Here is a 13,065-nt window from a genome sequence, read left to right as displayed (position 1 = left end):
GCATCACTTTCGGTGGGCGGCAGTGGGTAGCAGAGAGGGGCGACTTGGTATGCGCAAACAAGGACCCACGGTGTGGGCGGTGTGTGCGGTCATGGCGGCCGCGCTGTTCTGGAGCAGTTCGTACGCGGTGACCAAGCAGGTGCTGGAGGATGTCGGCCCGCTCACTATCGGCGCCATCAGGTTCACCCTCGCGGCGTTACTCCTGGGCGTGACGGTACGGCTGAGCAGGCACCGCCCGGCCCGTCCAGCCCCCCGGCAACGGCGGCAGCTCTACCTGAGCGGGTTCCTCGGCATCACCGTGTACTTCATCCTGGAGAACGTCGGCGTCGGCCTGTCCACGGCATCCGACGCGTCCCTGATCGTGGCCACGTATCCGCTGATGACCATGCTGGTGGAACTGCTCGTCTTCCGCACCCGGATGCCGCTGCCGCGCGTGACGGGCGTGCTGCTGGCCACCGTCGGCGCCTTCCTCGTCGTGCGCAACGGGGCCGAGGTCGGCGGCAGTTCGCGCTGGCTGGGGGACATCCTGCTGCTGCTCGGCGGGCTGGCCTGGGCCGGCTACAACGTGCTCGGCAAGCGCGCGAGCGCTGGCCAGGACGCCGCGAGCGTCACCTACTACCAGACCTTGGCGGGCGCGGCCGGCTTCCTGCTCGCGTCCCTGCTGGAGGCCGACGACTGGCGGATGCCTGGCGCGACCGCCTCATCGCTGTTGGTCTACCTGGCCGTGGCGTGCTCGGTCGGCGGCTTCCTGCTCTACAACTACGGCCTGCGCAGGATGGCGTCGAGCGTCGCGGTCAACATCCTCAACCTGGTACCGGTCTTCGGCGTCATCGGCGCCGTCGTGATCAACGGGGAGTCGATCCGGCTCGCCCAGGTGACAGGCGGCGTGATCATCATCGTCGGGGTGGCGCTGGGCATGATCGAGCGGGGACAGGAGGCCACGACGAATCCGGGCACGAGGGGAAGCGAGCTTTCCGGGACTGCGACCGCTCGGACTACGGCAGAGGCGGGGCCCGTGCCGGACGAGCCCGAAGCGGCTGTACCGACCGCGCGCGGAGTGACCGACGGGGGTCGGTAGCCGCTGGTCCAGTGCTCTGACCGGGAAGGTTCGCAGGTTGGTGGGGAGGGTGGATGACGTGCAACGACTTCCGACGATGGAGATCCGCACCATAGGATCTTGAGCCCAGGCCATGGATGCCGGAGGGCGACGATGGAACAGCATCGGATACGCCTCGGCAACGATGATGTGTGGCTGGAACTGGCTCGGATCGGTGCGGACAGCTGGCGGATCACAGCAGACTGGTCGTCCTGGCTGACAGCTGACTTCACTGCGGATCTCAGCGCTGCGGAGGTCATGGACTTCGTGGCCCGCGTGCTCTCTCACTTGCGCGCGCCCTCGCCGGGCGTGCGCTTTTCGGCTGCAGTGACTCCCGGTCGGAACAATCCGCTGAGGTTGAAGGCGGAGCCAGTCGGAGATGGTTTCGCCTTTTTCGTGCGTCTGACTCCCAACGGCGACGACGACGTGTGCCATTTGCAGATGGAGATCGATCCGATCTCCACGTTGGAACTTCGTGAGGCATTCCGTGCGCTGCGCGCGGCGCTGGTGGTCTGACCCGCGGAGCGTTTTCGTCAGGCGCCGTCGTGAGCGGGCGTCCGCCCCGCCGGATGCCCTACTCGCTTTGGATGCGGGCGCGTTCCTTGCGTTCGGCGGCCAGGACGTCGCGGTGGCGGGCGTTGGCGTTGCGCCACCGCAGGTAGGCGTGCAGAGCCAGTGCCGCTTTCGGGGCCTCATTCCGTCCCCCACCACACGAGGCCGAACGTCAGGAAATGGGGAACCAGGTCGAGAGGCGCTTGGCAATGGCCGGTACGTCGATGTTGTCCTGTGCGACGTCCTCGACGAACGGGCCGGCAGCGGAGACGGGTGGGGGGACGGCACCGGCGCTGACGCCGTTGAACCGCAGGAAGACACGCATGGCGAGCCAGGCGGTGCGCTTGTTGCCGTCGATCAGCGCGTGATTGCGGGCGACGGAGTGCAGCAGCGCCGCAGCCTTCTCGTGCAGCGTGGGATACAACTCGGCTCCGAACACGTTCGTCCGGGGTCGCTCGATCGCCGACACCAGAAGGCCCATGTCGCGCACGCCGTGCTCGGTACCGTTGACCGTGCGGGCGATGGCCAGGATCTCGTCGATCTGGAGACAGCGCATGTCGGTCACTTCAAGTAGTCCAGGATCTCCGCATCGCTGTCCATGACCTCGGCCAAGACGTCGTCGACCTTCAGCTCGGCCCGGTTCTGGGCGTCACGGATGGCCTCGATGGCAAGTTCCTGCTTGCTGCGACCCTCCCGACGAGCCCGCTCGGTGAGCTTCGCGTCAAGGTCGTCGGGGAGCCGGAGTGTCATCGCCATACAGAGATGATACCTGACCGGTATCAACGCGGCGCGGTCGGGCCGCGTTCTCGGCCCCAAGGAACGTGGGCCGGAATGGTCGCTCGCTCAGCCTGCGGCGGTGTCCGCCGGTTCGCCAGGAACCCATGCCGCGATGACCCACGGCCAGGGAAAGCGTGGTGTCGGCTCGCTGAGGCGCTGGGGCGTCGGTACCGGCAGCGGCAGACGCTTGGCGAGTTCGGGGAGCCACCGGAACTCTTTACTCAAGAGCGCGGGGGCTCGTTCGGTCATCGGCAGGCGCACGGCCAGTTCGTCGCCGGGTCGCCAGAGTTGGTTGTCCCAGCCCGAGGGAACCGGCTGGATCTCGAGGTCCGCCAGGTCCGGGTGCTGATCACGAACAAGATCACGGACAAAGGTCTCGTCGATGCCGGCTCGTTCCACGCGTTCCTCCGGGTAGTAGTGCCGAGCTGAGAGCGCAAGAGGGCGAGGGCCCGCGCAGATTTCCTCTGCGCGGGCCCTCGCTGTGTGGCTTCATACTGGCGGTTTCCGCAGGCGTGCGTTCAGGCAGCGCGCGCGGTGAGGATCGCGGCGGCGTCGGCGGGCAGTCGGTAGCTGTACGTCGTGCCGCCCCACGGGACGTCGAATGTGGCAGCCCCGCTGCCGGAGTTGTACGTCACCTGCAGCTTGGTGCCGTCGGGCAGGGTCGCGTTCTTGCGCTGGAGGCCGGCGCTCGTGGCCGGGGGCGACATGGTCTTGCCGTCGGAGGCGAAGACGGAGAGGTCGTGGAGGGACCACCAGCTGCCAGAGCTTGCCTTGTTGACCACGCGGATGTAGCGGGCGGTGGTGGTGGGCAGCAGGATCCGGCTCACGGTTCTGCCGGGGCCGGTGGCGATCGGCTTGCCCCAGCTGGTGCCGTCGTCGGAGGCGTACACGTCGTACTGGCGGACGAAGTCGCCGGACGAGGCGCTCGTGTCCAGGACAAGTTGGTCGAAGGTCTGGGTCGAGCCGAGGTCGACCTGGAACCAGTCACCCGGTTGCATGCCGTGTCCCAGGCTCCACCGGGTGGTCGCGTCGCCGTCGATGGCCTTGGACGGCGGGTCGTCCGAGCTGCTCGCGGAGGCCGATGCCTGCCAGCCGTCGCGGGGCAGGGCTGTCTCGCCGGTGGGCGGAGTGAGGGAGGCGCCGGTGGGCAGGGTGTAGCCGAGCCACTGGTCGCCGATGCGTATCTGGGGCTGCTGGGCGAGCAGTCCGCTGTCGTAGCTGATCAGGGGCTGGCTGCCGTCGGGGTTGCTGAAGGGGATGTCGACGGAGCCGATGGCGGCCGCGTCGGTGCTGCCGTGCTGGGTGCCGGTCCAGGTGAAGGTCGCGGCTGCTCCCGCGGCCAGGGTGTAGGTGAAGTGGCGGTCGCCCCAGCCGACGGTGAAGGTGCGTGCCGTGCTGCCGGCGTTGTAGGTGACCAGCGCGGTGGAGCCGTCGGGGTTGGTGAAGGCGACGTCCTCGACGTTGCCCTTGCCGAAGGTGTTGGAGGCGACCCGGCGGGCACCGGGCTGGACGAACTTGCTGGCCTGCGCCAGCCCCCAGTAGTCGGCCGTGGGCGTGTAGGTCCAGGTGCCGTTGGTGTTCGGGGAGACGGTCACCACAGGGCGGCAGCCCTGGCAGCCGTTGTTGGTGGGACCGCTACTGGAGTCCAGGGCGAGGTTCCAGCGGATGATGCTCTGGGCCCAGTTCCGCGGACCGTTGATGACGTTGTCCATCACACCGGCGAAGGCGCCCTGCTCGTTGCCCTCCCAGCTGCCGCCGGAGCACTCGCTCTGGAAGGCGGGCTTGCCCGGGTAGTCGTTGTGGACGACGGTCTGTGCCGAGACGTCGCCGGCGTAGCAGTGCCAGGCCGTGCCGGTGGCGTTCTTGGCGCTCGCCGCGTCGGTGTACAGGGTCTCGGGGTAGCTGGTGACGTCCCAGTTGTGGTCGTAGCCCAGAATGCCGGTGGACAGACCCTGCTTGCGCAGTGTCGGGACGAGGTAGTCGTTGATGAAGGTCTTGGCGTCGTCCGCCGTCAGGCCCATGCTCGGGTAGGCGGACGTGTTGTTCAGCGGCTCGTTCTGCGGGGTGACGTAGCGCACCGGCACGCCGGCTGCCGCGTATGCCTTGAGGAACTTCGCGAAGTAGTCGGCGAGTTGCTGGTAGGCGCCCGGCTTGAGCCGGCCGCCGTTCATGGTGTCGCTGGTCTTCATCCACCCGGGTGGGCTCCACGGAGTGGCCATGACGGCCAACTGCGGGTTGATCTTCCGGGCCTGTTTCAGCAGGGGGATGGTGTAGCGCAGGCGCATCGCGTCGACAAAACGCTCGCCGACGAGGGCGTGGTGCAGGAGCTCATCGCGCGCTCACGCAGCGACTTCGCGCAGGCGAGCCTGCTCGTCCTCGAAACCGCCTGGTTGATCGACCGGCACGGCGCCAAGAGCGCGTGCTGAGACAGCAGCCGTAAAAGTCGCCGCGCCCACCGTCGCCACCGCTGTCATCGACGGCACGCGTTGCGCTGATGGCCTGCACGTCACTCACCATCTCGCCGCGCCCCGTACACGAGGGGACCGCAGGCGCGGTCGAGGCTCCAGACCGACCCCAGAGCCGCGGCCAGCGTTGTCGGTCGCAATCCGAAAGCTCTCGACCGATGTGACAAGGCGGGTCGAGACCGCTGACCGTGAGGTCACGTGGCGACTACGAGACCAGCACACTGCGGGGCCACCTTGGCGTGCCGGATCAGTACGGACTCGACCCGCGCCCGGCGTCCAACTCCTGAGCCCGCGTGCAGTCTAGGTTTGATCATTGACCTCGCTGCTGTTTCAGGCGCACGAGCCGCGTGCCGCCCCATCAGAAGCAGCGTCGAACGAGCGTCAAGACACGTCCCCCACCGCCCCCTCACGAAGCCGAGGCAGAGCGTTCATCGCCCGCACCCCGCTGTTCGAAGCAGCAGGTGAGGCCTGTGGCGCGAGCCTGCGACGCACTCCACGCGATGGGCTGAGGGAAACAGGTCGGGCACACCTCGACGCACCTGAGCAGTCCAAGAAAACGGCAGGTCAGAGCGCCTTTGAAGCCGGTTCGAGAATCGCCACACACTCCACGTGCGACGTCATCGGGAACAGGTCGAACGCGCGCAGCGTCCGGACCCGGTATCCGCCGTCCCGGAAGTAGGCCACGTCCCGGGCCAGTGCGGCCGGGTCGCAGGCCACGTAGGCGATCTTGCGCGCGCCCAGCGACGACAGGTGTTCCACCGTCTTCTTGCCCGCCCCCGCGCGCGGCGGGTCCAGGACGACGAGGTCGACCTCGGTGATCCCGGTGCGCGGAAGGACGCTCTCGACCTTGCCCTGCTCGATCCGCACCCGCTCGAAGCCGGCGAGGTTGTGCCGGGCGTCCTCGACGGCGCGCTTGCCGGACTCGATGCCGAGGACCGCGCCCTTGTCGCCGATCCGGTCGGCGAGCGCTCCGGCGAAGAGGCCGACGCCGCAGTACAGGTCGAGCGCCATGTCGCCCTTGCGCGGCAGCAGGCCCTGCATGACGGCCTTGACGAGGGTGTCCGCGGCCTGCAGGTGGACCTGCCAGAAGCCGCCGCTGCCGACGCGGTGGGTGCGGCCGTCGGCCCGCTCCCGTACGAACCCGCGGCCGTGGACGCGGTGGATGCCGCCGTCGTGCTCCTCGACGCGCATGACGGAGACGGGCCTGTCGAGCTCGACGAGGGGCAGGCGGGCGCCGGGTCGGGGCTCGAGGATCACCATGCGGTCCTGGGAGCCCGTCGCGGCGATGGCGTCGACGGAGGCCATGCCGGACCAGTCGCGCTCCTCGATGCCCAGCTCGCTGACGCCCTGTGCCGCGATCATGCAGTGCTCGATCGGCTCGACCTCGTGCGAGCGGTGGCGCCGCAGGCCGGCGTTGCCGTCGGCGTCCACCGCGTACTGCACGCGGGTGCGCCACTGGGGCACCTGGCCCGGCGGCAGCTTGTCACCCTCGGCCGGCATCACGGTGCCGTCCCAGCCGGCCTCCTCGGGCGTGAGGCCCGCGAGCCGCTGCAGCTGCTCGGCGATGACCTCGCCCTTGAGGCGGCGTTGCGCGCCAGGCTTGGCATGCTGCCAGTCGCAGCCGCCGCAGCGGCCGGGACCGGCGTAGGGGCAGGGAGCCTCGACGCGGTCCTTGGACGCCTGAAGGACCCGCACGGCGTCCGCCCGCAGGAAACGCGCGCCCTCCTCGCCCTCCGTCACCCGGGCCACCACCCGCTCTCCGGGCAGCGTGTGCCGGACGAACAGGACCTGGCCGGCCTCCGTCCGGGCGATGCAGTGGCCGCCGTGGGCGACGGGGCCGATCTCGACCTCGTATTCCTGCCCGACGAGCGACACCGCCTGCGGATTCTTCGGTTCTGCCTGCATGGCGGGGTGACTCCACAACGTCGAACGAGGAACGGCCGGACAACAGCCCACCAGTCTACGTGGCTGCCGTCCGGCCGTTCACCACGCGCCGGAACGCACGCACGGACGAAGGCCGGCTCAGGGTCCGTTCAAGGTCCGTGCAGGGTCAGTTCTTCGCGTCCGGACCCGGGTCGCTCTCGGCGTTGCCGGAGGCCGGCCGGGTGCGCGGAGCGTCCGGCTCCTTCGGCCGCCCCTCCTGGAGGGGACCGCGCCGCACCGAACCGGGAGCGTTCCACTCCGAACGCCTGCGTGCCCGCTGCTTCGCCGCCTCGGAGGACTGCAGCTGGTAGGGGATGGACGTGACCATGACGCCCGGCGTGAACAGCAGCCGGCCCTTCAGCCGCAGCGCGCTCTGGTTGTGCAGCAGGTGCTCGTACCAGTGTCCGACCACGTACTCGGGGATGATCACCGACACGGCATCGCGCGGCGACTCCCTGCGCAGACTCTTGACGTACTCGATGACCGGCCGGGTGACCTCGCGGTAGGGCGAGTCCAGGACCTTCAGCGGTACGTCGATCCCGCGCCGTTCCCACTCGTCGCGCAGCGTCTTCGTCTCGGCCGGGTCCACGTTGACGGTCAGCGCCTCCAGGGTGTCGGAGCGCATCAGCTTGGCGTAGGCGAGGGCACGCAGCGTCGGCCGGTGGATCTTGGAGATGAGCAGCACCGAGTGGACGCGCGAGGGCCGGACGCTGTCGTCGCTGGGACCCTCGGGGGCGGCGATCTCGGCGGCGACGCGGTCGTAGTGGCGGCGGATCGCGGTCATCGTCCCGTAGAAGATCACCATGCCCAGCAGGGCGACCCAGGCTCCGTGTGTGAACTTGGTGCCGAGGACGACGACCAGGACCAGGCCGGTGAAGAAGGCGCCGAAGGTGTTGATCGCCCGCGAGCGGACCATGTGACGGCGCTTGCCCTGGTCGGTCTCGGTGGCCAGGAGGCGGTTCCAGTGCCGGACCATGCCGGTCTGGCTGAGCGTGAAGGACACGAACACGCCGACGATGTACAGCTGGATCAGCCGGGTGGAGTCGGCGCCGTAGATGACGACCAGCAGGGTGGCCGCGCCGGCGAGCAGCACGATGCCGTTGGAGAAGGCGAGGCGGTCGCCTCGGGTGTGCAGCTGGCGGGGCAGGTAGCGGTCCTGGGCGAGGATCGAGCCGAGCACCGGGAAGCCGTTGTAGGCGGTGTTCGCCGCCAGGAACAGCACCAGGGCGGTGGCCGCGGCGAGCACGACGAACAGGAAGCTGCCCTTGCCGAAGACCGCCTCGGCGACCTGGGTGATCACCGGGTTCTGGACATACCCGGAGCCGACGGCGACGCCGTTGTGCAGCAGGTCGGCAGCCGGGTTCTCGGCCATCCGGACGTCGGTCACCAGCGCGAGGACGATGATCCCGCAGAACATGGTGACGGCCAGCAGGCCCATCGCCGCGAGCGTGCTCGCCGCGTTCTTCGACTTGGGCTTGCGAAAGGCGGGGACGCCGTTGGAGATCGCCTCCACGCCGGTGAGCGCCGCACAGCCGGAGGAGAAGGCGCGCAGCAGCAGGAAGACCAGGGCGAAACCGGCCAGGCCCTGGTGCTCGGCCTTGATCGTGTACTCGGCGGTCGGCGCCCGCATGGAGTCGCCGAGCACCACCCCGCGGAAGGCTCCCCAGGCGATCATGATGAAGACGCCCGCGACGAAGACGTAGGTCGGGATGGCGAAGAGCTTGCCGGACTCCTTGACGCCGCGCAGGTTCATCAGCGTCAGCAGGACGATCACGGCGACCGCGCAGGCCACCTTGTGTTCGACGACGAACGGGATCGCCGAGCCGAGGTTCTCGATGCCGGAGGCGATGGAGACGGCCACCGTGAGGACGTAGTCGACGAGCAGCGCGCTCGCCACGGTCAGGCCCGCCTTGGGGCCGAGGTTGGTGGTGGCCACCTCGTAGTCGCCACCGCCGCTCGGGTAGGCGTGGACGTTCTGCCGGTAGGAGGCGACCACCGTGAACATCAGCACGACGACGGCGAGGGCGATCCACGGGCTGAAGTGGTAGGCCGACACGCCCGCGATGGACAGGACCAGCAGTACCTCCCCAGGCGCGTAGGCCACGGAGGACAGCGGGTCGGAAGCGAAGACGGGCAGAGCGATGCGCTTCGGCAGGAGCGTTTCTCCGAGCCGATCACTGCGCAGTGCGCGCCCGATCAGAATCCGTTTGGGCACGTCGGTCAGTTTGGACACAACAGAGGATCGTAGGCCTTCGAACACGGGACCGCCCACCCTCCCCCGGGCTCAGCCGGGTGACGGCGTGGCGCGTCTGCCTCCCGGGTGAATTCGGCCGGTCTGCGGCTGCGGGTTGCACGGCCGCGGCGGTCGCCATGTCTATATGACAATTTCGTGCCCACTGCCGTCCTTCGGAGGGTCCATGCACACGACCGCGGAGCTCATCGGCGCCGTAGGAGCCTTGGTAGGCCTGGGAGTTCTCACCTTCCTGAGTCTGTGGAGCATCAGCCGACGCTGATCCCGCTCTGCCCAAAGGGGCGCAACGGTGCACGGGGGTGCCCTGCGGCGACCGCGCCTGTGTAGCTTGGGCGGCGGTCTGAGACGCTGTTCCCAGCCAAGCCAGAAATTTATGGACTTCTTTACTTCTTGACCCTCGGAAGGACGGTCGTGCACATCGTCATCATGGGCTGCGGCAGAGTGGGCTCCGCTCTCGCGCAGACCCTGGAGCATCAGGGGCACACGGTCGCCGTGATCGATCAGGACCCCACCGCCTTCCGACGACTGGGCTCCGGTTTCGGCGGCCGTCGAGTCACCGGGGTCGGTTTCGACCAGGACACCCTGCGTGAGGCCGGCATCGAGGAGGCAGGCGCGTTCGCGGCCGTCTCCAGCGGCGACAACTCGAACATCATCGCCGCCCGGGTGGCCCGTGAGATGTTCGGCATCGAGAACGTCGCGGCCCGCATCTACGACCCGCGCCGCGCGGAGGTCTACCAGCGCCTGGGCATCCCCACCGTCGCCACCGTCCGCTGGACGGCCGACCAGATGCTGCGCAGGCTGCTGCCGTCGGGCGCCGAGCCGCTGTGGCGCGACCCCACCGGGGGCGTCCAGCTGGCCGAGGTGCACGCCGCCGCGTCCTGGGTCGGCCACAAGATCAGCACGATGCAGGAGGAGACGGGTGTCCGCGTGGCGTTCCTGACCCGGCTCGGCGAGGCCATGCTGCCCAGCTCGCAGACGGTCCTCCAGGAGGGCGACCTGGTGCACGTGATGCTGCGTACCGACGAGGTCGGCAAGGTCGAGGCGGCGTTCGCCGAAGGCCCGAAGGAGGACGGTCACCGATGAGGGTCGCCATTGCCGGAGCCGGTGCCGTCGGCCGCTCGATCGCCGGCGAACTGCTGGAGAACGGTCACGAGGTCCTCCTCGTCGACAAGGCGCCGACCGCCATCTCGGTCGAGCGCGTCCCCCAGGCGGAGTGGCTGCTGGCCGACGCCTGCGAGATCACCTCACTGGACGAGGCGGCCCTGCAGCGCTGCAACGTCGTCATCGCCGCGACCGGTGACGACAAGGTCAACCTGGTCGTCTCGCTGCTGGCCAAGACGGAGTACGGCGTCCCGCGCGTCGTGGCCCGGGTCAACAACCCGAAGAACGAGTGGCTCTTCAACGAGTCCTGGGGCGTGGACGTGGCCGTGTCCACCCCTCGCCTGATGTCGGCGCTGGTCGAGGAGGCGGTGAGCGTGGGCGACCTGGTGCGCCTGCTGCGCTTCAGCCACGGTGACGCCAACCTCGTCGAACTGACGCTTCCGGAGGAGTCGGCCCTGGCCGGGACCCAGGTCGGCGACGTGGAATGGCCGGAGGACACCTCGCTGGTCACCATCATCCGCGGCACCCGGGTCCTCACCCCGACCCGGGAGGACTCCCTCGAGGCGGGCGACGAACTGCTCTTCGTCGCCGCCCAGGCGAGAGAGGAACAGCTCGAGGACCTGCTGTCGGTCCGGAAGGACGACACCGGCGGCTGAGCCGCCAAAGGGTGACGACGATGGGGGGCGCCCGGGAAGACTCCGGGCCCCCCCATGCAGTTTGCGTCGCCTCTTTCAGCGCCGGTCGGCATCCTTCGGCCCGTCCGGCGTTTGAGGACGAGGCCCGTTCAGGGCCGAAGCGGGGGTCCGGGGGCGCAGGCCCCCGGGGGCGGTCACCCCGACACGGGAACTACCCCTCCCCACGGTGCCGCCCGCCGACCTCCGCCGCCGACTCCGCCGACTCCGACGCCTCCGCGGCAGCGGCCGCGGCCTTCTCCTCCGCCTCCATCTCCGCGAACACGTCGATCGGCGCGGGCGCCTTCGCGAGGAACACCCAGGTCAGCCAGACGGCCAGCAGGAACGGCGGGATCTTCAGTGCCACCAGCACCCAGCCGAGCTGGGTGGTGTCGGCCCACCAGTACAGCGGGAAGAGGATCGCGCACTTGGCGAGCAGGATCAGACCCCAGGCCCAGCTGGCCTTGGCGTAGGCCGTCTTGCGCCCGGGGTTGCGGGTACGCCAGGAGAGGTTCTCCTTGAAGACCGGGCCGAGGATCAGACCGATCAGCGGCACCCCGCACAGCGTCGTGATGATGTACGCGAGCGCCAGACCCAGCGTGTAGAGCATGCCGGGCAGGTAGAAGGCCTTGGCGTTGCCGGTCATCATCGCGAAGACGACGCCGAAGGCGACGCCGAAGACCCCGCTGAAGGCGTGCTTGACCGTGTCCTTCATCGCCAGGCGGACCACGACCAGGACCAGCGACACCGCGAGCGCGGCGATCGCGGACATGTGCAGGTCCTTGTTGATCGTGAAGATCGTGACGAAGACCAGGCCGGGCACCACCGTCTCGACCATGCCGCGGATCCCGCCGAACGCCTCGAACAGCGCGGCCTCCGTCACCGCCCGAGCGTCGGCCGCGGCGGTGTCCTCCGCGGTCGGCTGCTCCACGGTCGTGTCTTCGGTCGGCTTGTCGAGCGACGTCACCGGCTACTCCCTACCCAGGGGTCTCAGTTCGTACTTGGGGTTGAACAGCACCCGGCGGCCCCGGCTCATGGAGACCCGGCCCGATGCGATGAGCCTGCGTCCCGGCTCGATGCCCACTATGGAGCGCCTGCCCAGCCACACCACGTCCAGCGCGGCGCTGCCGTCGAACAGCTCGGCCTCGAGTGCCGGGACTCCGGCGCGCGGCCGCAGGGTGACCGTGCGCAAGGTACCAGTAACCGTGACGATCTGTCGGTCCTGGCAGTCGCCTATCCGCGTGCAGCCGGCCGTCTCGGTGTCCTCGCGCAGCTCCTCGGACTCCAGGTCCTCCTGCGACGAGGAGAGCCGGTCGAGCATGCGCCGGAACCGGCCCACCGGCTTTTCGGAACGAGGGACAGCACTCATGTAGGAAGCGTACCGGGGCGCTCCCTCCGACCCGTAGCCACCGCCGTACCCGCTCGAACCGTCGGCCCCGTCCCGGGTTCAGCGCTCGAACCGGTAACCCGCCCCGGGTTCCGTGTGGAAGTGCCGGGGGTGCGAGGGATCCGCCTCGAGCTTGCGTCTGAGCTGCGCCATGTACACCCGCAGATAGTTGGTCTCCGTCCCGTAGGACGGCCCCCACACCTCCTGCAGCAACTGCTTCTGGCCGACCAGACGACCGGCGTTGCGCACCAGCACCTCCAGCAGATGCCACTCCGTGGGGGTCAGCCGGACGTCCTTCCCGGCCCGGTCGACCTTCTTGGCGACCAGGTCGACGGTGAACCCGTCGGTCTCCACCAGGGTCTCGTCCTCGCCCGCGGCGGGTTCGGCCCGGCGCACGGCGGCACGCAGCCTCGCCAGCAGCCCGTCCGTGCCGTAGGGCTCGGTGACGTGGTCGTCGGCGCCCGCGTCGGGTGCCTCGGCCGTCTCGTCGGAGGACTGCCGGGCGGGCAGCACCAGGATCGGCGCCCTGGTCCGGTCGCGGAGCCGCTCGACCACCGCCACGCCGGCGAGGTCCGGCAACCCGGGGCCGAGGACGACCACGTCGGGGTGATGGGCGTCGGCGAGCCGGAGGGCGGTGGCACCGTCGTGGGTCGCGTCGACCTCGTAGCCGTGGGCCTCGAGGTTGCTCACGAGGGCGGCCACGATCTGCGGCTCGTCGACGACGAGCACCCTCGTGGATGCCTGGGGTGACCCTCCGGCCTGGCTCGGCATGAGGCCGCCTTTCGGTTCGCACGGGTTGCCGCTCGGGGCGCAGCGTCGACCTTACGGCCAACGGTCTCGAC

13 protein-coding genes and 1 pseudogene are annotated in these 13,065 nt (G+C 69.3%); 4 read left to right on the top strand and 10 right to left on the bottom strand.

What is annotated here, in order from left to right; all coding sequences use genetic code 11:
- The first annotated feature begins 49 nt into the window (after positions 1 to 49).
- A complete protein-coding gene (locus QA802_RS31625; RefSeq protein WP_334529796.1) occupies positions 50 to 1,078 on the top strand; it encodes a DMT family transporter in 1,029 nt (342 codons plus the stop codon).
- Between the two features lie 132 nt (positions 1,079 to 1,210).
- Positions 1,211 to 1,612 (top strand): hypothetical protein, encoded by a 402-nt coding sequence (locus QA802_RS31620; RefSeq protein WP_334529793.1) that lies wholly within the window; start codon positions 1,211 to 1,213, stop codon positions 1,610 to 1,612.
- 58 nt (positions 1,613 to 1,670) lie between these two features.
- On the opposite strand, the pseudogene QA802_RS31615 reads toward QA802_RS31620, so the two are convergent.
- The 7 genes and pseudogenes from QA802_RS31615 to QA802_RS31585 form a co-directional block, all read right to left on the bottom strand.
- A pseudogene (locus QA802_RS31615) lies at positions 1,671 to 1,769 on the bottom strand (integrase); the annotation flags it as partial.
- Positions 1,770 to 1,820: 51 nt separating this feature from the next.
- Positions 1,821 to 2,213 (bottom strand): type II toxin-antitoxin system death-on-curing family toxin, encoded by a 393-nt coding sequence (locus QA802_RS31610; protein WP_334529790.1) that lies wholly within the window; start codon positions 2,211 to 2,213, stop codon positions 1,821 to 1,823.
- A complete protein-coding gene (locus QA802_RS31605; RefSeq protein WP_334529787.1) occupies positions 2,210 to 2,404 on the bottom strand; it encodes a ribbon-helix-helix protein, CopG family in 195 nt (64 codons plus the stop codon). Before QA802_RS31605 ends, QA802_RS31610 begins: the two co-directional genes overlap by 4 nt.
- Positions 2,405 to 2,491: 87 nt before the next feature.
- On the bottom strand, positions 2,492 to 2,824 hold the full coding sequence (locus QA802_RS31600; RefSeq protein ID WP_443042202.1) for a phosphotransferase: 333 nt from the start codon (positions 2,822 to 2,824) through the stop codon (positions 2,492 to 2,494).
- Positions 2,825 to 2,943: 119 nt separating this feature from the next.
- Positions 2,944 to 4,710, bottom strand: a complete 1,767-nt coding sequence (locus tag QA802_RS31595; RefSeq protein WP_334529784.1) for a discoidin domain-containing protein — start codon at positions 4,708 to 4,710, stop codon at positions 2,944 to 2,946.
- A 744-nt stretch (positions 4,711 to 5,454) separates the two neighbouring features.
- Positions 5,455 to 6,795, bottom strand: coding sequence for a class I SAM-dependent RNA methyltransferase (locus QA802_RS31590; protein ID WP_334529781.1), 1,341 nt, complete (start codon positions 6,793 to 6,795; stop codon positions 5,455 to 5,457).
- A 145-nt stretch (positions 6,796 to 6,940) separates the two neighbouring features.
- The gene (locus QA802_RS31585; protein WP_334529779.1) at positions 6,941 to 9,046 is read right to left on the bottom strand and encodes an APC family permease; all 2,106 of its coding nucleotides are present in this window, start codon (positions 9,044 to 9,046) and stop codon (positions 6,941 to 6,943) included.
- Positions 9,047 to 9,475: 429 nt separating this feature from the next.
- On the opposite strand from QA802_RS31585, the gene QA802_RS31580 reads away from it, so the two are divergent.
- Positions 9,476 to 10,147 carry a potassium channel family protein gene (locus QA802_RS31580; protein WP_334529776.1) on the top strand — a complete coding sequence of 224 codons (672 nt, stop codon included), beginning with the start codon at positions 9,476 to 9,478 and terminating at the stop codon, positions 10,145 to 10,147.
- Positions 10,144 to 10,821 carry a potassium channel family protein gene (locus QA802_RS31575; protein ID WP_319168812.1) on the top strand — a complete coding sequence of 226 codons (678 nt, stop codon included), beginning with the start codon at positions 10,144 to 10,146 and terminating at the stop codon, positions 10,819 to 10,821. Before QA802_RS31580 ends, QA802_RS31575 begins: the two co-directional genes overlap by 4 nt.
- Positions 10,822 to 11,011: 190 nt before the next feature.
- Here QA802_RS31575 and QA802_RS31570 read toward each other — a convergent pair whose 3' ends face one another.
- The 3 genes from QA802_RS31570 to QA802_RS31560 form a co-directional block, all read right to left on the bottom strand.
- Positions 11,012 to 11,803, bottom strand: a complete 792-nt coding sequence (locus tag QA802_RS31570; protein ID WP_334529773.1) for a DUF3159 domain-containing protein — start codon at positions 11,801 to 11,803, stop codon at positions 11,012 to 11,014.
- 3 nt (positions 11,804 to 11,806) lie between these two features.
- Complete coding sequence (locus QA802_RS31565; protein ID WP_306948879.1) at positions 11,807 to 12,205, bottom strand: OB-fold nucleic acid binding domain-containing protein; 399 nt, start codon at positions 12,203 to 12,205, stop codon at positions 11,807 to 11,809.
- A gap of 78 nt (positions 12,206 to 12,283) precedes the next feature.
- Positions 12,284 to 12,994 (bottom strand): winged helix-turn-helix domain-containing protein, encoded by a 711-nt coding sequence (locus tag QA802_RS31560; protein WP_334529768.1) that lies wholly within the window; start codon positions 12,992 to 12,994, stop codon positions 12,284 to 12,286.
- Positions 12,995 to 13,065: the final 71 nt, after the last annotated feature.

The sequence above is a fragment of the Streptomyces sp. B21-105 genome (assembly GCF_036898465.1).
In the GTDB taxonomy this organism is placed as follows: domain Bacteria; phylum Actinomycetota; class Actinomycetes; order Streptomycetales; family Streptomycetaceae; genus Streptomyces.
Note: the sequence above shows the minus strand (reverse complement) of the source record. Positions and strands in the feature narration are given on the sequence as shown.